This window comes from Kitasatospora viridis, from assembly GCF_007829815.1.
Classification (GTDB): Bacteria; Actinomycetota; Actinomycetes; order Streptomycetales; family Streptomycetaceae; genus Kitasatospora; species Kitasatospora viridis.
Genome location: NZ_VIWT01000005.1, coordinates 37,224 through 58,605 on the forward strand (window position 1 = coordinate 37,224; position 21,382 = coordinate 58,605).

General features: G+C 75.0%; 15 protein-coding genes. 8 read left to right on the forward strand and 7 right to left on the reverse strand.

Annotated features, from left to right (window positions below; all coding sequences use genetic code 11):
• Positions 1–8: 8 nt before the first annotated feature.
• A complete protein-coding gene (locus tag FHX73_RS36820; RefSeq protein WP_145910408.1) occupies positions 9–2,558 on the forward strand; it encodes an ATP-binding protein in 2,550 nt (849 codons plus the stop codon).
• Here the strand turns inward: FHX73_RS36820 and FHX73_RS36825 are convergent.
• Positions 2,452–3,381, reverse strand: coding sequence for a methionyl-tRNA formyltransferase (locus FHX73_RS36825; protein ID WP_145910409.1), 930 nt, complete (start codon positions 3,379–3,381; stop codon positions 2,452–2,454). The two genes, FHX73_RS36820 and FHX73_RS36825, sit on opposite strands and share 107 nt — an antisense overlap.
• Before the next feature lie 98 nt (positions 3,382–3,479).
• Positions 3,480–3,800, reverse strand: a complete 321-nt coding sequence (locus FHX73_RS36830; RefSeq protein ID WP_145910410.1) for a hypothetical protein — start codon at positions 3,798–3,800, stop codon at positions 3,480–3,482.
• A gap of 227 nt (positions 3,801–4,027) precedes the next feature.
• Between FHX73_RS36830 and FHX73_RS36835 the strand changes: the two genes are divergently transcribed.
• The 4 genes from FHX73_RS36835 (at position 4,028) to FHX73_RS36850 (ending at position 10,809) form a co-directional block, all read left to right on the forward strand.
• The gene (locus FHX73_RS36835) at positions 4,028–5,338 is read left to right on the forward strand and encodes an MFS transporter (RefSeq protein ID WP_145910411.1); all 1,311 of its coding nucleotides are present in this window, start codon (positions 4,028–4,030) and stop codon (positions 5,336–5,338) included.
• Positions 5,335–6,501, forward strand: a complete 1,167-nt coding sequence (locus FHX73_RS36840) for an aminotransferase class V-fold PLP-dependent enzyme (RefSeq protein WP_145910412.1) — start codon at positions 5,335–5,337, stop codon at positions 6,499–6,501. Before FHX73_RS36835 ends, FHX73_RS36840 begins: the two co-directional genes overlap by 4 nt.
• Positions 6,502–6,809: 308 nt before the next feature.
• Positions 6,810–9,293, forward strand: a complete 2,484-nt coding sequence (locus FHX73_RS36845) for a tetratricopeptide repeat protein (protein WP_145910413.1) — start codon at positions 6,810–6,812, stop codon at positions 9,291–9,293.
• Between the two features lie 58 nt (positions 9,294–9,351).
• Positions 9,352–10,809 carry a leucyl aminopeptidase gene (locus tag FHX73_RS36850; RefSeq protein ID WP_145910414.1) on the forward strand — a complete coding sequence of 486 codons (1,458 nt, stop codon included), beginning with the start codon at positions 9,352–9,354 and terminating at the stop codon, positions 10,807–10,809.
• A 57-nt stretch (positions 10,810–10,866) separates the two neighbouring features.
• On the opposite strand, the gene FHX73_RS36855 is transcribed toward FHX73_RS36850, so the two are convergent.
• Both FHX73_RS36855 and FHX73_RS36860 read right to left on the reverse strand, forming a co-directional pair.
• The gene (locus FHX73_RS36855) at positions 10,867–13,251 is read right to left on the reverse strand and encodes an FtsX-like permease family protein (protein ID WP_145910415.1); all 2,385 of its coding nucleotides are present in this window, start codon (positions 13,249–13,251) and stop codon (positions 10,867–10,869) included.
• Positions 13,248–13,937, reverse strand: a complete 690-nt coding sequence (locus FHX73_RS36860) for an ABC transporter ATP-binding protein (RefSeq protein WP_145910416.1) — start codon at positions 13,935–13,937, stop codon at positions 13,248–13,250. Before FHX73_RS36860 ends, FHX73_RS36855 begins: the two co-directional genes overlap by 4 nt.
• 209 nt (positions 13,938–14,146) lie before the next feature.
• Between FHX73_RS36860 and FHX73_RS36865 the strand changes: the two genes are divergently transcribed.
• Positions 14,147–15,466 carry a sensor histidine kinase gene (locus tag FHX73_RS36865; protein WP_211786453.1) on the forward strand — a complete coding sequence of 440 codons (1,320 nt, stop codon included), beginning with the start codon at positions 14,147–14,149 and terminating at the stop codon, positions 15,464–15,466.
• A gap of 13 nt (positions 15,467–15,479) precedes the next feature.
• Complete coding sequence (locus tag FHX73_RS36870) at positions 15,480–16,196, forward strand: response regulator (protein ID WP_145910417.1); 717 nt, start codon at positions 15,480–15,482, stop codon at positions 16,194–16,196.
• 26 nt (positions 16,197–16,222) lie between these two features.
• Here the strand turns inward: FHX73_RS36870 and FHX73_RS36875 are convergent, their stop codons facing one another.
• The 3 genes from FHX73_RS36875 to FHX73_RS36885 form a co-directional block, all read right to left on the reverse strand.
• Positions 16,223–16,930, reverse strand: coding sequence for an HAD family hydrolase (locus FHX73_RS36875; protein ID WP_342795356.1), 708 nt, complete (start codon positions 16,928–16,930; stop codon positions 16,223–16,225).
• Positions 16,931–17,031: 101 nt separating this feature from the next.
• Entirely contained in the window at positions 17,032–18,051 is a 1,020-nt protein-coding gene (locus FHX73_RS36880; RefSeq protein WP_145910418.1) for an LLM class flavin-dependent oxidoreductase, read from the reverse strand.
• Between the two features lie 115 nt (positions 18,052–18,166).
• The gene (locus FHX73_RS36885) at positions 18,167–19,588 is read right to left on the reverse strand and encodes a pyridoxal-phosphate dependent enzyme (RefSeq protein ID WP_145910419.1); all 1,422 of its coding nucleotides are present in this window, start codon (positions 19,586–19,588) and stop codon (positions 18,167–18,169) included.
• 401 nt (positions 19,589–19,989) lie between these two features.
• Here FHX73_RS36885 and FHX73_RS36890 point away from each other — a divergent pair, with 401 nt between their 5' ends.
• Positions 19,990–21,294 carry a S53 family peptidase gene (locus FHX73_RS36890; RefSeq protein ID WP_425461475.1) on the forward strand — a complete coding sequence of 435 codons (1,305 nt, stop codon included), beginning with the start codon at positions 19,990–19,992 and terminating at the stop codon, positions 21,292–21,294.
• Positions 21,295–21,382 lie beyond the last annotated feature (88 nt).

Here is a 21,382-nt window from a genome sequence, read left to right on the forward strand (position 1 = left end):
CCGTCCTGATGGGCGGCGCAGAGCCGCCCGAACTCCCGCTCCCCACGGCCTCCTTCCACGGGAACGAGGTGTCGGGCTTCACCACCGCCCGGAACGTGCTCCAGGCGCACGACATCCACGGTGGCGTGCACCTGCACCAGCCGCCTGGCGAACCGGCGTTCGCCGTGACGCCCCGACAGTTGCCGTCGACTCCGGCGAACTTCGTCAACCGGAGCAGCGAGATCGGGCGGCTCGACGTCATCGTCGCGGCTGCGACCCCGGCCGCCGACCCGGCCGCCGACCCGGACACGAACGCGCACGCGCACCGCGGCGAGTCCCCGTCGCCCGTGGTCGTGCTCACGGGCACGCCCGGTGTGGGAAAGACCTCCCTGGCGCTGCACTGGGCCCACGGCGTGTGCGACCGCTTCCCGGCCGGCGCCCTGTACGTCAACCTCCGCGGCCACGACACGAGTCTGCCGATGCCCCCGGAGCAGGTCCTGGTCCGCTTCCTGCACGCCCTCGGGGTCCCCGCCGGTGCGGTGCCGCCCGAACTGGAGGACCGGGCCGCGCTCTACCGCTCGGTCACCGCCGACCGCCGGCTGCTGGTGGTGCTCGACAACGCCGCGACCGCCACGCAGGTCCGGCCGCTGCTGCCCGGCGCGTCGGGCTCGCTGACCCTGGTCACCAGCCGCAACAGCCTGCCCGGCCTGGTGGCCCGGGAGGGCGCGCACCGCCTCGACCTGCCCAGGTTCCCGAACGAGGAGGCCGTCCGGCTGCTCCGCACCGTCACCGCGGCCCACCGGGCGGCGGACCTGCCCGAGGACCTGGCCGAACTGGCCCGGCTCTGCGCCGGCCTGCCACTGGCCCTGCGGATCGCCGCCGAACGCGCCGCCGGCCGCCCGCTGATGGTGCTGGGGGAGCTGATCGCCGATCTGAAGGACCGCTCGGCGCTCTGGGACGTGCTGACCGCGGAGAGCGAAGAGGAGACGGACGCGATGCACGGTGTCTTCACCTGGTCCTACCGGGCGCTGCCGCCGCCGGCGGCCCGGCAGTTCCGACTCCTCGGACTGCTCCCGAGTGCCGAGTTCGGCCTGCCGGCAGCGGCGGCGGTAGCGGGCAGCACCGTGGCGCAGGCGCGCCGCCGGCTCGATCTCCTGGTCGGGGCCCACTTGGTGGAGCAGCGCGCCGCCGGCCGCTACCAACTGCACGACCTGCTGCGCGCGTACGCGGTCGACACGGTGCAGCGGACCGAGTCCGCGCAGGACCGCCGGGACGCCGAACGGCGTGCCCTGGCCTGGTACCTGCACACGGCGGACAACGCGCAGTCCGTGCTCGCCCCCTTCGACCGCTACCCGCTCGACCTCGCGGTGCCGCCGGAGGTCGTCCCGCTGGCCTTCGAGGACCACGGCGCGGCGTTCCAGTGGTACCGGGAGGAGGCGGACAACCTGGTCGCGGCCACCCGGGCCGCCGCGGACTGCGGGGCCGACGACCTGGCCTGGCGCCTGTGCGCCATGCTCCGGGCCGTCCACATGCACCAGAACGCCTTCGAGGACTGGGTGACCACGGCACGGATCGGCATCGAGGCCGCGGTGCGGGACGGCAGCCGGGCCGGTCAGGCGGAGGCCCACGAGAGCCTCGGCAAGGCGTACTTCCAGGCGCGCCGGCTCGACGAGGCCGAGTCCAGCCACCGCGTCGCGCTGGAGATCAGGCAGGCGATCGGCGACCGCTTCGGCGAGGCGGTCTCGCTGAACGCCCTGGGGCTGCTGGGCCTGCGGCGCAGGCGACTGGCGGAGGCCAGGGGCTGGTTCGAGGCCGGCGCGGCCGTCTTCCGCGAACTCGGCGACCGCCGGTGGGTGGCGCTCGCCCTGTCGAACCTCGCGGAGACGCTCTGCGAACTCGGCGAGCCGGCCCCGGCCGCCGCAGCCCTGGACGAGGCGCTGGCCGTCTTCCGCACGCTGGGAGACCGCAGCGGCGAGGGGAACGCGCTGTTCTTCCGCAGCTGGGCGCTGCGCGAACTCGGCGAGCTCACCCGGGCGCTCGACTCGATCACCGCCGCTCTCGTCATCGCCGACCAGGAACGGAACAGCGTCTGGCGGGCCCACTGGCTGGCCGAGGCGGCGCAGGCCGAGCGGGCAGCCGGCCGGGCCGAGGAGGCACTGCGGTCGGCCGAGGAGGCCGCCGGGATCCAGCGGCGACTGGGCGACCGGAGCCGTGCGGCGACCGCCCTGGACCGGGCCGGCGAGGCCTGCCGCGACCTCGGACGGACCGAACTGGCGATCCGGCTGCACCAGGAGGCAGCCGAGCTGCACCGCGAGTGCGGGGACGCCTGGCAGCTGTCCGGCGCACTCGACAACCTGGCCCGAGCTCTCCGGCAGACGGGCGAGCACGATGCCGCCCGCTCGCACTGGCGGGAGGCGCTCTCACTGCTCACGCGCTTCGAGGACTCGCGGGCGACCGCGCGCGATCGGCAGATCAGGCGGGAACTGACGGATCCTCAAAATCTGACGGATCCTCCAGACCTGACGGATCCTCAAGGCCCGACGGACCCTCGGAACCGCCCACCGGAACCGACTCCGTGATCCAGACCGGGCCGTCGGCGCACTCCAGCCGGAGCCCCTCGGCCGGATCGAGCCGGGTCCGCAGCACCCGCAACACCTGGTCCCGGACGCGGACGGTGGGGCCGAGGCCCGGCCCCATGAACCGGAAGGTGCGCACCTGGTTGTGGACCTCCCGCGCCGTCCTCGTCCGGTCGACGACCGTGAACTCGGGCTCCATCAGGCCCGCGTGGCTGGCGCGGGAACCGTCCTGCGGCTCTCCCGGGTGGTCGGCCAGCACGCGCTCCAGGGCGACCGCGAGGAGATCCTGGATGACCGGGCCCAGGTGCGGCCAGAGGCTCTGCGGGGTGACCCGGTCGTCGAGCGGGATCGCGCCACGCTGGGCCAGTACCGGGCCGGTGTCGAAGCCTTCGTCCATCCGGTGCACGGTGACGCCGAGTTCGGCATCGCCGTTGCGGATCGCCCAGAGCACCGGGGCCGGCCCGCGGTACGCGGGGAGCAGCGAGCAGTGGATGTTGATGACGCCCAGGCGCGGGACCGCGAGCACCTCGGGCGGCAGCCGCCAGGAGAAGCCGTAGACGACCAGCAGGTCGAGGTCGTACCCGGCCAGGGAGCGGCCCAGCCCCGCGGCGCTGCCGGGGAGCAGCAGGTCGACCCCGGCGGGCAGGTGCTCGACGAGTGAGCCGACCGCGGCCGGAGCGTAGTCGTCCGAGGCGCTGTTCGGCCGCATCGACCGGCAGTAGACGTGGACCACCGGTCGATGTCCCTCGCGCAGGCAGGTGTCGTGCAGCGACTGGAACTCGCGCGGTCCGAAGGAGGCGATGCCCAGCCGGAGTTGATCGGCCATGGCCGGACCCTAGCAGCGACGGTGAGCTGACTGGCCGTCAGATCGATTTCCGGTCGGCGATTTCAGTCGGACAAGTGACGCCCGGGTCGCGTCCGGCGTCAGCCCGCCTTCCGCATCAGCCAGAGGGCGGTGGCGTCGTCGCCGTCGAGGTTGGTGGCGCCGGCGGCCGCGATGGCGGCGAAGAGCAGGCCGGCGAAGGGCAGCAGCAGCGGGGTGCCGAACAGGCTGGGGATGACGCACACGAGGACGCCGACCAGGAAGGCGATCATCAGCGAGACGCCGCGCAGCATCGAGCGCGAGTAGAGCCGCAGTTCCTTGCCGACCACGGCGCCGAACGGCGTGGCGGGCAGCACGGACCGGGCCTGCGGGGCGGGCGAGGCCGACCGGAGCCGGGTGCGGGAGCCGCCGCGGGTGGACATCGTCAGGCGGCGGCGCAGCAGGGCGGGGAGGGCGGCCGCACGCGCCGAAAGGTGCTGACGGGGCGTCGGGGACCACTGCCGGGTACGTCGGGGACCACTGCCGAGGCCAGCGGGGCGACCGGGGGGTCCGTCGGGTGCGACCTGAATTCGGCCGTACCGCACCCTTGTTCGGCACCTCGCCGGTGCGGAATCATCACAGGATCCGACAGGGCGGGGGCGGGAGCTTCATGGGCGCCATGGTGGCCGGTGCGAAGGGTGCGGAGGGCGCGGGGTCGGCGGGGCGGCGGCAGTTGGGGGTGTTCCTGACCGCCAAGACGGTCTCGGACATCGGGTACGCGCTGGACTTCATCTGCCTCTCGGTCTTCGTCTGGGAGCGCACGCGCTCGGGGGTCGCCACGGGGCTGGTCAGCGTGGCGCTGTACGCGGGGGCGATCGGGGGCGGCCGGCTCGGGCAGCGGTTCGGTGACCGGTGGGACCGGCGCCGGGTGATGATCGGCGCGGACCTGGTGCGCGCGGTGATGCTGGGGCTGCTGGCCGTGCTGCCCGCCGCCGTGCAGCGGTGGTGGCTGTACCCGGCGGTGGTGCTGGTGGGGGCCGGGCGCTCGGTGTTCGAGGCCACGATGGGCGCCGCGACGCCGGTGCTGGCCGGGTCGCGCACCCAGGCGGTGAACAGCGCGCTCGCGGGGCTGAAGGGCGTCGCCTTCATGGTCGGCATGGGGCTGGCCGCGGTGCTCGCGCCGGCCATCGGGTACCGCGGGGTGTTCGGGCTGGACGCGGGCAGCTACCTGCTCTCCGCCACCGTGCTGCTGGCGCTGCGGCTGCGGATGCGCGAGTCCGGCGAGCGGGGCGGCGCACGGCGCGAGACGGCCGGCGCCTGGCCGCTGTTGGTGGGCGCGGGGTTGGCGGGGCTGGTGGTGCTGCGGGTGCTGGACGCCTTCGGCAGCTCCTCCCAGCAGGTCGGCCTGCCGATGCTGGGGACGCAACTGCACCCGAGCCAGCCGGCGGTGGTCTCCGGTGTGGTGTGGGGGAGTTGGGCGGCGGGACTGCTGCTGGGCAGCTTCGTGCTGCGCCCGCTGGCGAAGCGGCTGGTGGAGCGGGCCCCGGCGCTGGTCTACTGCCTGGCCACGATGGCGATGTCGGTGGGCTTCATCGGCGTGTTCTGGCTGGGTGGTTGGTGGCCCCGGCTGGTGGCGGCGGGCCTGGCGGGGCTGGGCGACGCGCTGAGCGAGATCACCTACAAGCAGTCGCTCCAGCGGCTGCCCGACGAGCGGCGCGGGCGGGCGTTCGGCCTGTCGCAGGTGTCGGTGAACGCCGGGTTCATGGCCGGACTGCTCGCCACCAGCCTGGTGCTGCAACCGAGTCGGCTCGCGCCGTGGGTGCTGTTGCTGCACGGTGTGCCGCTGCTGGTGGCGGGGTGGATGGCGGTGGGCGCGGCCCGCTCGCAGCGCTTGCCCGCGCGGCTGCCGAACGCCGCCGACCTGCCGAGCGCGGCTGACCCAGCTGACACGGCTGACCCGGCGAAGGGAGCCGTCCGGTGACCACCCGCGACACCACGGGGCCCACCCCGCCCCCGCGCGCCTACCTCGACCACGCCGGCCTCGGCCGACTGCGCCCGCCCGCCGTCGCCGCGATGCGCACGGCGCTGGAGCAGGTGCTGCCGCACGGCAGCGCCGAGGTCGGCCGGGTCTTCGGCGCGCGCACGGCGGCCAGGCGCTCCTTCGCCCGGCTGCTCGACTGCACGCCGGAGGAGATCGCCCTGGTGCCGAACACCTCCACCGGTATCCACCTGGTCGCGGACGGCCTGGACTGGCGCCCGGGCGACCGGGTGGTGCTCTTCGACCGCGACTTCCCGGCGAACGTGCGCCCGTGGCTGCGGCTGCGCGAGCGCGGCGTCGAAGTGGACTGGGTGCCGATGCGCGAAGGCGGCTACCGGATGGCGGACGTCGCCGCCGCCGTCCGCCCGGGCACCCGGCTGATCGCGGTCAGCCACGTCAACTTCGCCACCGGCTTCCGCTGCGACCTGGACCGGATCTGCGAGCTGGCCGCCGAGGTCGGCGCGCTGGTCTGCGTGGACGCGGTGCAGAGCCTGGGCGTGCTGCCGCTGTCGCTGGCCCGCACGCCGGTGGACTTCCTGGCGGCGGGCGCGCACAAGTGGCTGGGTGGGCCGCCCGGCACGGGGGTGTTCTTCTGCCGGGCGTCCCGGCTGGCGGCGCTGCGCACGGTGCCCAGCGGCTGGTTCGGCTACGAGGAGGCGGCCGAGGCGACCCGGGGTCAGCCGGGCGGGCTGCGGTACGACCGGCCGGAGCGGGCCACCGCGGCCCGGGTCGAGGGCGGGATGTACGACCTGCTCGGGATGGTGGGCCTGGCCGAGGCGCTGGCCGAGCTGGAGGCGATCGGGATCGACGCGGTCGCCGAGCGGGTGCTGGCGCTGGCCGGCCGGCTGCGGGCCGGCCTCGCCGAGCGGGGCTACCGGCTGGCGGTGCCCGATCACCGTGACGGGCCGTCAGGAGCGTCGAACCTTTCCGGGATCATCAGTTTCAGCAGCCCGGAAATAGCGGGTGCACGAATCGCCGAGAAGCTCGCCGGGGTCGGAATCCAGGTATCCGTTCCGGATGGTTTGGTCCGAGTTGCCCCGCACTTCTGGACGACGGATGAAGAAATCTCGATATTCCTGTCGAGCCTGTGTGTGCAGCGGTCTTGACGGCCCTGTCAGGGCGCGCCGAGAATCACTCTCAACCGTTTGCCGGTTCACCACCGAGAACCGGTCAACCGACTGGAAGGGGTTGCGAAATGGCTTACGAGAGCTGGGAGTCCCTCGCGGACGAGGTCGAGATCACCACCGGTGCCGCGGACTGCTGGACCTGTCTGATCGACGACGCCGCCTGATCTCGGCATTCCACCGGCACGCCCCGTGACCGGGTCCGGTCGCGGGGCGTGTCGGCCACTTTTCTGAAGGGGCGGGTGGCACAGCGCGTGAACCGGTGGGAATTCAGTCGCGGAATAGTCGGGGTGAACGCGCCGAGCTGGCTCACCTTCGAGGTGCACCGGCCGTATTTCGACGGCGCGGAATCGGCGGCGACGGTCATTCAGGCGCGGGCCGCCGTACTGGCCGCCCGGCGTTTCGAACGGCGTTCGCCCACCGCGCTGCGATTCGGGATGACCATGCCGGCGAGCTACCGGCGGCTGCTGGTGGAGGAGTCCCGGCTGACCGCCTACCGGGCCGCCCGGCCGGGCGACCTGCCGGACCAGCTGGCCTCGCCCGCGTGGCGGCGGCTCGCAGCAGCCCACCGGCGGCACACCGAGCTGGACCAGGTGGACCGGGCGGGCCTGGCGCACTGGCTGGTCGCCGCCTGCCTGCCCGCGGCGGTCTTCGAGGACGTGCTGCCGGCGGACCTTTCGCCGGAGCGCTGCCAGGACCCGGTCGCGGCCGGGCTGCAGGCGGCCCGCGCGGTCGCGCTGTTCGCCGTCGAGGGGCTCTCCGAGCGCACCGCGGCCGCCTACCGGCCGCTGGTCGAGCGGCCCGCGCCCACCGTCGCCCACGTCCAGGCGGTGGCCGGCTGGGGCTACCTGCTGGCCCGGCACGCCGGTGACGACGCGGCCGCGCCGCAGCTGCTGGAGCGGGCCCGCGAACTGCTGAAGGAGATCGAGGGCGAGCTCACCGCCTTCGAGCGCACCGTGCTCACCGCCCGCCTGGCGCTGCGCGAGGTGATGGCCGCCGAGCGGCACCAGGACTTCGCCGGCGCCCGGGCACTGCTGGCCGGGGTGCGGCAGGAGGTGGCCGGCCTGGCGGCGCCGGACGAGGACGACGCCCTGGTGCTGCTGGAGACCCGGCGCCGACTGGTCGACCGCGCCCTGGAGATCGCCGTCCGGCTCGGCGACACCGAGGCCGAACGGGAGGCGCTGGCCGAGGGGTTGGCGCTCGACCCGTGGGACGTGAAGATCCGCATGCAGGCCGCGCAGTCCCACGAGCGGGCGGGTGAGCACGAGCAGGCGCTGGCCGGCTACCTGCACGCGGCCCGGCTCGGCCCGTTCGGCACCGCCTTCGCCCTGCTGCGGGCCGCCGGCTGCGCCCGCGAGCTCGGCCACCGGGAGTTCGCCCGGGTGCTGGACGAGCGCGCCTTCCGGGCCGCGCCGCGCGCCTCCGCGACCCGGGACGCCCTGGTGACGGCCTGTCGGCAGGACGGCGACGAGCCGCTCGCCGAGCTGGTGGCGCGCGCCGCCACCCGCGACCCGCAGCGGCCCTACGCCAACAACTGGCACTACCGGATGTACGCCTCCTACTTCAACCTGGGCGAGTCCGAGTCGCCCGGCCTCTACGCCCGACTGCCCAGCCTGGCCTACGTGTTCGCCGAGCGCGGGGAGCGCCCGGAGGTGAACTGGCAGCGCCTGATGCCGCCCGCCTTCCGGGGCAACCTGATCCGCGAGTCCGGCCTGACGGAGTTCGCCGTCGCCCATCCGGCCGACCTGCCGGACCGGCTGCGCACCCCGCAGTGGGACCGACTCTGCGCCTGGGTCGCCGACTTCGACCAGCTCGACACCGAACAGCAGCACCAGGTCGGCGTGGTGCTGTACCGGATCGGCTTCGCCCGGCTGGTGCTGGAGCTGATCCCGCCCCGCCCGGCGGAGGACCTGCGCACCCCGGCCGAACTGCGCCTGCACCACTGGCGCGACACGGTCCGCTACGTGGCCGCCGTGGGCACGGCGGTGGCCGCGCCGCATACCTCCTTCGCGATCGCCGACCACCCCGCCTGCCCCACCCACCTGCGGTTCGTGATCGCCGTGTTCGCGGTGGTGTTCCACGCCCGCGAGACCAAGTCGGTGGAGCAGGCCCGGCGGTGGCGGGAGACGGGCGCCGCCGCGCTGGCGGAGCTGCTGGCGGACCCGGGCTACTCGCCGTTCGAGAAGACCATGATGGAGAGCCGCTTCTACCGCAGCGTCAGCTTCGTGCCGTTCATGGTCAAGGACCGGGCCTGGCTGGGCCGCGACATGGACCGGGCGGAGGAGCTGGCCAGGCTGGCACCGGCCGAGGGCGAGTACCAGGAGTTCCTGAAGCGCGAGAACCTGCGGGCGTGCGTGGAGAGCCGCTCCAAGGAGTGCTACGCGTTCGGCGAGGACGAGTGGGGCGACCGGCTGGTCGCCGAGGCGCTGGAGCTCGACCGCTACGAGCCCAAGACCCACATCGAGGTCGCGGAGAGCCTGCTGCGGCGCGGCCTGCCCCGGGAGGCGGCGGACGGCTACCTGCGCACCGCCCGGCTGGGCCCGGTCTCCACCGCCCTCGGGTACGCCTCGGCCGCCGAGTGCCTGCGCCGGGCCGACCTGCCGGTGCTCGCCGAGGACTGCTACCTCCAGGCGCTGCGGCTCGACCCGTTCGCGATCTCGGCCGCCCGCGGCTGGGCGCAGGTCGGCGGGGCCGGCGGGATGGGCGAGCTGGCCCGCACGTACCTGGCCGACCTGGAGGCCTGGGGCGAGGCGCGCCGGACGGCGACGTCATGACGGTCCGTCGGACCCATCCAGCCGTGACGACCTGTCCGACCGACCGGGAGGCACGATCATGACGGTCCGTTGGGAGCTGCGCGCGGCACCGCACCCGGACACCGAGGCCGTGGTGCGGCCGGTGTGGGCGGGGGAGCCGCTGGACGGCCTGCCCGCCGCGCTGGCCGACGGCCTGTCACCCGCCTACCTGGCGGCGGCCGGCTTCGCCGGCGGCCTCGGCCAGGTGCTGCACCTGCCCGGCGCCCCGGCGACGGTGCTGCTCGGGCTGGGTCCGCGCCCGCCGGCCGGCGCGGGGCCGGCGGCGGCCGCGGCGGCGGTCCGCACCGCCGCCGCCGGGCTGGCCCGGGCCGTCCGGCCGTACCGGCACCTCGCCGTGCACCCGCCGGCCGCAGTGCCGCTGCGGCCGCTGGTCGAGGGCTACGTGCTCGGCGGCTACCGGTTCGTCAAGTACCGCAGCACGGCCGAGGCACCGCCGCACCAGCGGATCGACCTGCTCGCCCCGGACACCGAGCCGGCCCGCCGGTCGGTGGCCGAGGGGTGCGACCTGGCCGGAGCCGTCCTGCTGGCCCGCGACCTGGTCAACGAGCCGGGCGAGGCGCTGACCCCGCCGGTCTTCGCCGAACGCGCCGCCGCGGTGGCCGAGCGCTCCGGCCTGGTCTGCGAGGTCTGGGACGCGGAGCGGATCGCGGCCGAGAAGCTGGGCGGGCTGCTCGGCGTCAGCCGGGGCTCGCTGCTGCCGCCGCGGCTGGTCCGGCTCGGCTACCGGCCGGCCGGCTGGAGCCGGCGGATCGCGCTGGTCGGCAAGGGCGTCACCTTCGACGCCGGCGGCCTGTCGCTGAAGCCGAACGCCCACCTGGCGGGCATGAAGGCCGACATGGCCGGGGCGGCAGCCGTGCTGGGCGCGATGTCGGCGCTCGGCGCGCTCGGCTGCCGGGTCGCGGTGGACGCCTGGCTGCCGCTGACCGAGAACATGCCGAACGCCGATCCGATCCGGGTCGGCGACGTGCTGGTGATGCGGGACGGCACCACCGTGGAGATCTGCCACGCGGACGCCGAGGGGCGGTTGATCATGGCCGACGCCCTGGTGCTGGCCGGCGAGACCGCGCCCGACGCGATCATCGACCTGGCCACCCTCACGGACGCGGCGGCCGTCGCCCTGGGCCGCCGGATCGCCGCGGTGATGGGCACCGACCGGGCCCTGCTGGACGCCCTGACCTCGGCCGCCGAGCGGGCCGGCGAGCCGCTCTGGCCGCTCCCGCTGCCGGACGCCTACCGGCCCCAACTGCGCTCGAAGGTCGCCGACCTGGTCAACTACACGCTCGGCACCCGGCACGGCACCGCGCTGCTGGCCGGCCTGTTCCTGCGCGAGTTCGTGCCGGCCGGCGTGCCGTGGGCGCACCTGGACATCCAGGGCACGGCGCTGTGCGAGGCGGACGACGGCGAGTGGGTCGCGGGCGGCACCGGATTCGGGGTGCGCACGCTGATCGAACTGCTCACGGCTCCGCCCACGACCTGACCGGCGGCGCGCGACCCACCTCGGTGGGCCGCGCGCCGCCGGTCGTCCGTCGGTCGGTCACTCCGCGCGCAGCGCCTGCGCCGTGCGGGCGCGGGCCGCCCAGCCGGCCGGCAGGGCGGCGCCGAGCAGGGTCACGGCCAGGCCGCCCGCGCCGAGCAGGAGCAGCTCCGGGGCGTGGTAGACGGCGGTGACCACGGTGGGCAGCGGGCTGTCCATGCCGTGGCCGACCATCGGCATGATCAGCGCGTGCAGCGCCATGCCGCCCGGCACCCCGAGCGCGCCGCCGACCAGGCCGACGCCGACCACCGAGGTGAGCACCAGGGCGATCACCTGACCCGGCGTCATCCCGACGGCCTTGCAGATCCCGAGGTCGCGCACCTTCTCGCGGGTGTCCAGCAGCACGGCGTTGAGCACCCCGAGCCCGGCGACCAGCAGCAGCATCGCGGTGAGCATGGCGGCCATCGCGTCCACGATCAGCACCAGGTGCGGGGTCTCGCTCTGCCGGGGGGCGGCGGAGACGCCCAGCGGGGCCAGCGCGGCGTTCAGCCCGTTCAGGTACGCGGCCTGGTCGGTGCCCGGCTTCAGGGCGACCTGGTAGGTCCAGACCGGCGGCGCGGTCGGCCCGTCCTGCAACTCGGGCAGGTCGGCGCTGAGCCCCATGCCGCCGTTGCCGGAGGCGAACGCGGTGCCGACGATCACCGCCCGGACGCTGGTCCCGCCCGCCGTCACGGTCAGCGTGTCGCCCAGCCGGTGGCCGGTGCTGTTCAGGAAGTGCTGCGCGGCCACCACCTGCCCGGGGCCGGTGAGCCAGTGGCCGGCGACCATGGCGGGGCCGGTGGCGAGCGAGTCGCCGGAGTAGAGCGTGGCCTGCACGGTGCCGGAGACCCCGGAGACCTGGCCCTGCACACCGGTGACGGCGAAGTAGGTCCGGGTGCCCGGCTGGGCCTTGACCGCGGCGACCAGCCGGGCCTCCTGCGCGGTGTCCAGCGGCACCGGGTCGGCCCCGCCGCCCGGGCCGCCCTGCCCGGGCCCGCCGGCCGGGAAGACCAGCGGATCGACGGTGACGGAGTATCCGGCGGCCACGTCCCGGGAGCCGCCGATGGCGTTCGCCGAGGCCGTCAGCCCGGTGGCGAAGGTGGCGGCGACGGTGCCGGCGGCCACCGCGGCGACCAGCGCCGCCGAGCGCAGCGGCCGGGCGAACGGGCCGGCCAGACCGTAGCGGACCGGCCGCGGTAGCGGCAGACGGGCCGTCAGCCGGTGCGCCCACCGGCCGCGCCCGCTGCGCGGCGACCGGCCGACGGACAGCGCGGCCACGGCGCTCAGCCGCCCGGCGCGCAGCGCGGGCAGCAGCGCGGCCAGCGCGACCACCAGCAGCGTGCCGCCGCCGACCAGCGCGTCCACCCACCAGGAGACCGTCAGCGAGGTACCGGCGCCGGTCTGCTGGTCCTCCCGCAGCAGCGGGACCGCCAGCACGTTGCCGGCCAGCACGCCGAGCAGCGCGCCCAGCGCGGCCGGCAGCAGCGCCTGCATCAGGTAGGCCCGGACCACCTGGCCGGGGGTGAACCCGAGCGCCTTGAGCACCCCGATCCGGCTCAGCCGGGCGGAGACCGCGCCGCTCACCACGCTGGCCACGATGATCACCGACATCGCCAGGCCCAGCCCGCCGAAGGCCAGCAGGAACGGCGCGATGGACTGCCCGTTCTCGTCGGCGACCAGCTTGGCGTCCAGGTAGGACTGGGTGCCGAGCGCCGCGCCGGCCGGCAGCGCGGCGGTCAGCGCGGCCCGGTCGGCGTCGATCCGGGCCTGGTCGGGCGTGCCGGTGTAGCGGTAGAGCTGCTGCTCCTGCCGGCCGCCGTCCGGCAGTGCGGTGACGGTGGCGGGCAGCGCCCAGGCGTCGGCGCTGCCGGTGATCGAGGAGGCCAGGCCGACCACGGTCAGGGTGCTGCCGGCGGTGGTGGTCAGGGTGCTGCCGAGGGCGAAGTCCGGGCCGTTGTAGGAGGTGGAGACCACCACCTGGCCGGGGGCGGTGGGCCAGTGGCCGAGCACCATGGTGAGGTCGTCCACCGGGCCGTCGGGTGCCGGCCGGCCCACCAGGTAGAGCTGCGGGCCGGGCTGGTGGCCGGTCAGCTCGGGGGTGAGGGTGGCGCTCGGGAACGGACCGGCGGTCGCGGTGACCCCCGGCAGCCGCCCGGTGCCGGCCAGCCGGTCCGGGGCGGCGGCGCCGGCGTCCAGCCGCAGGGCGAGCTGGGCGCCGCGCTGCCGGGCGAAGGCGGAGTCGAACGGGGCGGCGGAGGCGGCCAGCAGCGAGCCGGCCACCACGGCCGAGGTGACGGCGGCCAGGGTGACCAGGGCCAGCACCAGGGTGTGCAGCTTGCGCCGGGCCACCCCGGCGCGGACCACGGTGGCGACCGCGCCGCGGCGCAGCAGTCGGTGACGGCTCATCGGGCCACCACCGCGCGGTCCGCGGCGATCCGGCCGTCCACCAGGTGCAGCCGCCGGCTCGCGCAGGCCTCGGCCAGCGCGAGGTCGTGGGTGACCAGCAGCACGGTCTGGCCGGACCGGTTCAGGTCGGTCAGCAGGTCGCGCACCTCGGCGCCGGAGGCGGTGTCCAGCGCGCCGGTCGGCTCGTCGGCCAGCAGCAGGTCCGGACGGTTGATCAGCGCCCGTGCCACCGCGACCCGTTGCCGCTCCCCGCCGGAGAGCCGGCCCGGGTAGGCCTTGGCGTGCCGGGCGATGCCCAGGGTCTCCAGCAGTTCGGCGGCCCGGGCGGTGGCCGCGCGCCCGGTCCGGCCGGTCAGTTGGGCCGGCAGCAGGACGTTGTCGGTCACCGTGAGGTCGTCCAGCAGGTTGAAGAACTGGAAGACCATGCCGATCCGGTCCCGGCGGAACCGGGCCAGCGCCCGTTCGGAGAGCCGGTCGATCCGCTCCCCGGCCACTGTGACGCTGCCCGAGTCCGGCTTGTCCAACCCGGCCACCAGGTTGAGCAGGGTGGACTTGCCGCTGCCCGAGGGGCCGGTCACCGAGAGCGCCTCGCCCGCCTCGACGGCCAGCGTGAGCGGGCCGAGCGCGGGGGCGCCGTCCGCGTCGTACTGCCTGGCCGCCTCGGCCAGTTCGATCACCTGGGGCATCGGGGTGTTCCGTCCTCTTCGTGGGTTCCGGCTGTCGGAGACGACGGTAGGAGCGGGCCGCGGGCGGGCGCGTCGCCCGCCGCACCGACAATCCGTCCTCCGCCGGGAGGACCCGCGCCGGGGTCATCCTCCAGGAGTACGCCGCGCGGTCGGCCGGACCGGCGGCTGGACGGATGCGGACCGGTGGGCTCCGTCGGCACAATGTGCCGGTGCTGATCGAAGACGCGCCGCCCGGCTGGCGGCACCTGATGCGCGAGGCGCTGCGCCGCGACCGCAAGACCCGCTGGCCCGGCCCCCGGGTGCTGCTCATCGAGACGCTGGGCGTGCTGCTGCTCACCGTCGCGGCGATCGCGCGGGGCACCCACGCCTCGCTCGGCGAGCAGTCCGTCGTCTCGTCGCCCCTCGCGCCGCCCCCGGCGTTCGACCCGTCGGCGCCGTTCTGCCCCTCGCAGTTCGACGTCCCCAGCATGCCGGTGCCGCTGGAGGCCCGGGACTACCTGCTGCTGGTGCTCACCACGCTGCCGCTGGCGGCCCGCCGCCGCTACCCGCTGGCGGTCTACTGGGTGGTGCTGGTGGCCGCGGTCAGCGCCCAGGCGTACACGGGCTTCGCGACGTCGGTGGGGCTCGTCGTCGCGGCCTGGAGCGCGATCCGGTACAGCCCCAACCTGCCGTCGGCGCTGGGCAGTTTCCTGCTCGGCGCGCTGGTCGCGGCCTCCGGCCAGGGCGCGACGCCCGGCCTGCCGGTGGATCCGACCCGCCCGGCCGTGTGGATCAACCTGGGCGCGCTGGTGGTCGGCGCCGTGCACTACTACCGCCGGGCGGTGCGGGAGAACGCCCGGCGGCTGGCCGAACTGGAGCGCGAGCAGGCCGAGGCCACCGCCCGCGCACTGGAGGAGGAACGGGCCCGGATCGCCGCCGAGTTGCACGACGTGGTCACCCACAACGTCGGCATGATGGTGATCCAGGCCGGCGCGGGCCGCCGGGTGCTGGACAGCTCGCCCGAGCAGACCCGTGAGGCGCTGCTCGCGGTCGAGGCCGCCGGGCGCGCTGCGATGGCCGAACTGCGCCACGTGATGGGCCTGCTGGCCGCCTCCGCCAGTGGTGAGGCGGCCGCCGGCGGTGAGCCGGAGCTGGAACCGCAGCCCGGCCTGGACCAGTTGGAGCACCTGGTGGCCCGGGTCCGGGCGGCCGGGCTGCCGGTCGAGCTGGCGCTGGCGCTGCCGGCCGAACCGCTGCCCGCCGGGGCCGACCTGACGGCCTACCGGGTGGTGCAGGAGGCGCTGACCAACGTGATGAAGCACGCGGTGGGCGCCAGCGCGACGGTCTCGGTGGCGCCGGACGGCGACTTCCTGGAGATCGAGGTGGTCAACACGGCCGGCACTCCGGGTCCGCAGGCGGCCACCGGCGGCGGCCGCGGCCTGCTCGGGATGCGCGAGCGGCTGGCCCTCTATGGTGGGGAGCTGGACGCCCGGCGCCGGATCGGCGGCGGCTACCTGGTCAAGGCCCGGCTGCGCTGGCGCGCCGGGTGAAGGGGGAGAACAGATGGACAGCGCTACCGGTACGGGCGCACCGCTGCGCGCCGTGATCGCCGACGACCAGATGCTGGTCCGCACCGGCTTCCGGATGATCCTGGCCAGTGACGGCATCGAGGTGGTGGCCGAGGCGACCAACGGCCTGGAGGCGGTCGCCGCGGTCCGCCGGACCCGGCCGGACGTGGTGCTGATGGACATCCGGATGCCCGAGATGGACGGTCTGGAGGCCACCCGGCACATCCTCGGCACCAGCCCGGGCGCCGAGGAGCCGGTGGCCCCGCCGAAGGTGCTGGTGCTGACCACCTACGACCTCGACCACTACGTGTACGCCGCGCTGGAGGCCGGAGCCAGCGGCTTCCTGCTCAAGGACGTCACGCCGGAGCACCTGCTCGCCTCGGTGCGGCTGGTCCGCTCCGGCGACGCGCTGCTCGCCCCGGCCATCACCCGCCGGCTGATCGCCCGGTTCGCCCGCCGCGACGAGGGGCGCAACACCCTGCACCGCGACCTGGCCGAGCTGACCGCCCGTGAACTGGAGGTGCTGCGGCTGATGGCGGGCGGCCTGAGCAACGCCGAACTGGCCGAGCGACTGGTGCTCAGCCCGACCACGGTGAAGACCCACGTGGCCCGGATCCTGTCGAAGCTCGGCCTGCGCGACCGGGTGCAGGCCGTGGTGCTCGCCTACGAGACCGGCCTGGTCGCGCCCGGGCGGGGCGACGGGGAGGGCTGACCGGTCGGGGGACCGAACGGCTGGGCTCAGCGCCCGTCAGTGGCCAACCAGGCTGCCAGCAGCGGCAGTACGGCCCGCAGGTCGGAACCGGTGACGGCGTGGTCGGCGGCCGCCTCGGCCGCCGGGTCCGCGTTGAACGCGAGCGCCAGGCCGACCTCCCGGAACAGCGGCAGGTCGGACCGGCTGTCCCCGACCGCGGCGCACCGCGCGGCGGACAGCCCCGCGGTGGCGGCGTGGCCGAGGGCGAAGTCGCGCTTGCCGTACTCGTCGAAGTAGCGGACCACGCGTCCGGTGTAGCGGCCCCCGACGGTCTCCAACTCGGGCCCGCACCAGGCCTGGAAGCCGAACCGGTCGGCCAGGTGGACGCCCACGCTCTGCCAGGCCAGGGTGGCCAGCACCGGGAGCAGCCCGTTCCGGCGGCACCAGGCGGTGGTCTCGGCGATGCCGTCGACCAGCGGCAGGCTCGCCAGCCGTTCGCGCACCTCGGCCTCGGAACGGCCCCGCCAGCCCAGCGCGTCCATGTCACAGACCTGATGGTTCGTCAGTTCACCAGCGGAATAGGCGGCTTCGGCTCGGGTGAGAGCCTCGGTGTGGCCCAGCAGGCCGGCCAGGTGGGCGCCGGAGCTGGTGCCGGGGACCAGGGTCCCGTCGACGTCGAAGAAGACCGCCCCGCGCGGCGGCCGGGAGCCCGGCTCGAAGTCCATGTCCCACCCGTGGCAGTTCGTCGTGAACACGAAGTCATCGGGCGCTGACCCTACCGCCTTCCGGTACCCCGGGGAACCCCTCACCTGCGCGGATCCGTCCCGCCGAGCGGAAGCCCGGTACTGACGGTACGTCAGTCCGGCTGCGGAGCCAGGCCGGCCGCCTCGGCGAGCAGCCGATAGGAGTCGAGCAGCGCGGCCCGGTCATGGGCGTGGGTGGTGACCAGGTACTCGTCGGCGCCGGCGCGGGCCAGCAGGGCGCGCAGCTCGGCCACCACCTGCCCGGGCGGGCCCGCGATGTGCCCGGTGAGCGCCTGCTCGAAGGCGGCGCGCTCGCGCGGGCTCATCGTCCGGGCCAGCACCTCGGCGGCCGGGGCGAGCGGCGGGAACTCGCCGTGGGTGCGGGCGTACGCGCTGGACCAGGCCTCGGAGACCAGCAGCTCGCGGGCCGCCTCGGCGCTCCCGGCGACGGCCACGTTGCCGGAGAGCACCACGTAGGGCTCGGCGGCCCGAGCGGAGGGGCGGAACCGCTCGCGGTAGCGGTCGACGGCGGCGATCACCGCCTCCGGCCCGCCCGGGCCGCCGATCACCAGCGGCAGGCCGGCCGCGGCGGCGATGTCCGCGCCCGAGCCGGTGGCGAGCACGAAGGCGGGCACCCGCAACCCCTCGGCGGGCCGGGCGTGCACCTCGGTCCGGGAGCCCGGCGCCGGGTCGAAGTAGCCGAGCAGCTCGTCGAGTTGCTCGGCGAAGTGGTCGGCGGCGTCCTTCTCGCGGCCCAGCGCGCGCCGCACACCGTCGGTGAACGCCACCGAGCGGCCCAGGCCCATGTCGATCCGGTCGGGGAAGAGCGAGGCGAGCACGCCGAACTGCTCGGCGACGACCATCGGCTGGTGGTTGGGGAGCATCACGCCGCCGGTGCCGACCCGGATCCGGCTGGTCGCCGAGGCAACGGCCGCCGCCAGCACGGTGGGCGCGGACCCGGCCACCCCCGGCACCCCGTGGTGCTCGGCGACCCAGAACCGGTGGTACCCGAGCCGCTCCACCTCGCGCGCCAACCCCACCGTCTCGCGCAGCGCCTCCGCCGGAGGCCGCCCCTGCCTGATCCGGGAGCGGTCCAGCACCGAGAGGCGCAGCGCGGGCGTCACTGTGGTCACGTGCGGATCAACCACCGGGGGCCGCCCCGGCATTCCCGCCTGGGCGGCACCGGGGTCAGGAAGACGAGCCGATCGGCACCGCTCGGATCCCTGCCCGGCCCCCTGCCCGGATCCCTCAGCCCGACCCCAGCAACGCGCGCAGCGCGTCCGCCCCGATCAGCCCCACCCCGTGACCGTCGTGCACCACCACCGCCAACGCCTCGCCGCTCCCCGTCAGTTCGGCCAGCGCGGCGGCCGCGTCCTCGCCGGTGCCGAGTCGGGGGAGCGGTGCGCCCAGGTGTTCGCCGACGGGGTCGCCCGGTGCTGCCGAGCCCTGTGCGACGGCCGCCGTCAGCTCCGCCAGCCGGACGGCGCCGACCAGCTCGGGCGCCGTGGGCTGGCGTCCGGGTCCGACCGGCGCCGGCCCGACCGGCAGCACCGGCTCGGCGCCCGCGGCCGCCCGGGCGCGCAGCGCGTCGATTGCCTGGGCCACCGTGGCGTGGTGGTGCAGGTAGGGGAGCGGCTGCTCGCGCAGCTCGGCGGGCACCGCGTCGCCGACCCGCGGCCCGCCCGGGTCGCCGTCCAGGAAGCCATTGCGCAGCATCCACTCGTCGTTGAAGTACTTGGAGAGGTACTGCCGCCCGGAGTCCGGCAGCATCACCACCACCAGCTCCTCCGGTCCGAGGCCGGCGGCCACCCGCAGGGCCGCCGCCACCGCCGTGCCGGAGGAGCCGCCGACCAGCAGGCCCTCCTCGCGGGCCAGCCGACGGATCGTCAGCAGTGCGTCGCGGTCGGCGACCGGCAGGATCTCGTCCACCACGTCCTGGTGGAACGAGTCCGGCCAGACGTCCTCGACCGTCTCGGGGTGGCGGAACCGCCCGGCCGCCTCGACGAAGTAGGGGCGCCCGTCGCCGCCGGAGTAGACCGAGGCCGTCGGGTCGGCGCCGATCACCCGGACCGTGCCGCCGCTGGCCTCCTTGAGGAACCGTCCGGTGCCGCTGATCGTGCCGCCGGTGCCCACGCAGGAGACCAGGTGGGTCACCCGGCCCGCGGTCTGCCGCCAGATCTCGGGGCCGGTGGTCAGGTAGTGCGCGGCCGGGTTGGCCGGATTGTCGTACTGCCCGGAGAACCAGCCGCCGGGGGTCTCCTCGGCGATCCGCTTGGCGACGTTGACCACGTGCTCCGGGTCGTGCTGCGCGAGCCCGCCGGGCCGGACGACCACCTCCGCGCCGTAGGCGCGCAGCGTGGCGATCTTCTCCGCACTGCTCTTGTCGGGCAGCACGACGATCGCCCGGTACCCCTTCGCGGCGGCCACCATGGCCAGCCCCGCACCCGTGTTGCCGGAGGTGGCCTCGACCACCGTGCCCCCGGGCCGCAGTTCGCCGGACTTCTCGGCCTCCTCGATCATCCGCAGGCCGATCCGGTCCTTGACGCTGCCGCCCGCGCTCAGGTATTCGAGCTTGGCGTAGACGGTGGCACCGCGGCCCGCGTCGGGCGTGCGCAGCCGCACCAGCGGTGTGTTGCCGATGAGTTCGAGCAGTGAGTCGTGGGCGTCCATGGCCGCAGACTATCCGGGCGGGCCGTCCTGGCGGACCGCCCTCGCGGGCCGTCCTGATGGACCGTTCGAGCGGACCCGCACGGGCCGCCCGCGCGTACTCGGGTGTGCAGTCGGGCTGCACTTCCGTGCGGTGTCGAAACGTCGTGCGACACCCGGTCAGGTGTGGGACATGCGGACGCGGGTGCAGGGCAGGGGCCGGTACCGGCCAAGCTGCGTGGATTCTGCGTGTTTCCTGGGCGGCCCATTGTTGTCATGGCCACGTGCTCCTACTCTCTTGCGCAGCCGCTTAATCGACCGGGCCCCGACACCCCCACGGCGTCGGAACCCGGCGCGGCCGGCCGGTGGGCACCCCACGCCCGCATGGTCCCCCCACATGGTGCACTGCACAGAGGAGCACGTCTTTGCGTACCCCCGTGAACCAGAAGGTCCGGCGCACCACGCTGGCCCTCACCGCCGTGACCGGTCTGGCGATCGCCGGCCTCGGTTTCGGCGCCCAGGCTGCCTCCGCCAGCACGACGGCGACCGCCAACGCGCACCACAAGGTGACCTTCACCCGCTCCTGCGCCGTCCCGCAGCACGCGGGCTACCTGGCCTGCAACGCGCTGCACGTCACCGGCGGAAACACCGTCAAGACCCGGCTGGCGCACCCGGCCCGCGCCGCCCGCGCCGACCTCGCCTCGCCCGACGCGTCGGCCGACGCGACGGTGTCCGGCTACGGCCCGAGCGACATCCAGAGCGCCTACAACCTCGCCTCCGCGGCCTCCTCCAACGGCGCCGGTGAGACGGTCGCGATCGTCGACGCCCAGGACGACCCCAACGCCGAGTCCGACCTGGCCGCCTACCGCAGCCAGTTCGGCCTGCCTGAGTGCAGCAGCGCCAACGGCTGCTTCAGCAAGGTGGACGAGAATGGCGGGACCAACTACCCGTCCCCCGACTCCGGTTGGGCGGGCGAGATATCGCTCGACCTCGACATGGTCAGCGCCACCTGCCCGAACTGCAACATCCTGCTGGTCGAGGCCACCTCGGCCAGCACCCAGGACCTGGGCACCGCGGTGAACCAGGCGGTCTCGATGGGCGCGAAGTTCGTCTCCAACAGCTACGGCGGCTCGGAGTCCTCCGACGAGACCTCGGCCGACAGCTCGTACTACAACCACCCGGGCGTCGCGATCACCGCTTCGGCCGGTGACAGCGCCTACGGCGTCGAGTACCCGGCGGCCTCGCCGTACGTCACCGCCGTCGGCGGCACCTCGCTGACCCAGGACTCCAGCGCCCGTGGCTGGAGCGAGTCGGTCTGGGGCACCAGCGCCACCGAGGGCACCGGTTCGGGCTGCTCCGCCTACGAGGCCAAGCCGAGCTGGCAGACCGACAGCGGCTGCAGCAACCGCACCGTGGCCGACGTCTCCGCCGTCGCCGACCCGGCCACCGGCGTGGCCGTGTACGACACCTACCAGGCCTCCGGCTGGAACGTCTACGGCGGCACCAGCGCCTCCTCGCCGATCATCGCCTCGGTCTACGCGCTGGCCGGCAACCCGGGTGCGAACACCACCCCGGCCGCCGACCTCTACGCCAACACCTCGGCGCTGAACGACGTCACCACCGGCTCGAACGGCACCTGCGACCCGTCCTACCTGTGCACCGCCGGCCCGGGCTACGACGGCCCGACCGGTCTCGGCACCCCGAACGGGACCGCGGCGTTCAGCGGCTGATCCTCACCTCTCGCTCCACCGGCTGACCCCACTCAGCCGCCGGCACCTGCTCCACCGGCCGGCCACCGCACGCGGTGGCCGGCCTTCG

What these genes read in the sequence shown, in the direction of transcription:
- FHX73_RS36820 (WP_145910408.1), top strand. Translation starts at nt 9, where the DNA reads ATGGGCGGCGCAGAGCCGCCCGAACTCCCGCTCCCCACGGCCTCCTTC.
- FHX73_RS36825 (WP_145910409.1), bottom strand. Translation starts at nt 3,381, where the DNA reads ATGGCCGATCAACTCCGGCTGGGCATCGCCTCCTTCGGACCGCGCGAG.
- FHX73_RS36850 (WP_145910414.1), top strand. Translation starts at nt 9,352, where the DNA reads ATGACGGTCCGTTGGGAGCTGCGCGCGGCACCGCACCCGGACACCGAG.
- FHX73_RS36860 (WP_145910416.1), bottom strand. Translation starts at nt 13,937, where the DNA reads ATGCCCCAGGTGATCGAACTGGCCGAGGCGGCCAGGCAGTACGACGCG.
- FHX73_RS36855 (WP_145910415.1), bottom strand. Translation starts at nt 13,251, where the DNA reads ATGAGCCGTCACCGACTGCTGCGCCGCGGCGCGGTCGCCACCGTGGTC.
- FHX73_RS36870 (WP_145910417.1), top strand. Translation starts at nt 15,480, where the DNA reads ATGGACAGCGCTACCGGTACGGGCGCACCGCTGCGCGCCGTGATCGCC.
- FHX73_RS36835 (WP_145910411.1), top strand. Translation starts at nt 4,028, where the DNA reads ATGGGCGCCATGGTGGCCGGTGCGAAGGGTGCGGAGGGCGCGGGGTCG.
- FHX73_RS36885 (WP_145910419.1), bottom strand. Translation starts at nt 19,588, where the DNA reads ATGGACGCCCACGACTCACTGCTCGAACTCATCGGCAACACACCGCTG.
- FHX73_RS36830 (WP_145910410.1), bottom strand. Translation starts at nt 3,800, where the DNA reads ATGTCCACCCGCGGCGGCTCCCGCACCCGGCTCCGGTCGGCCTCGCCC.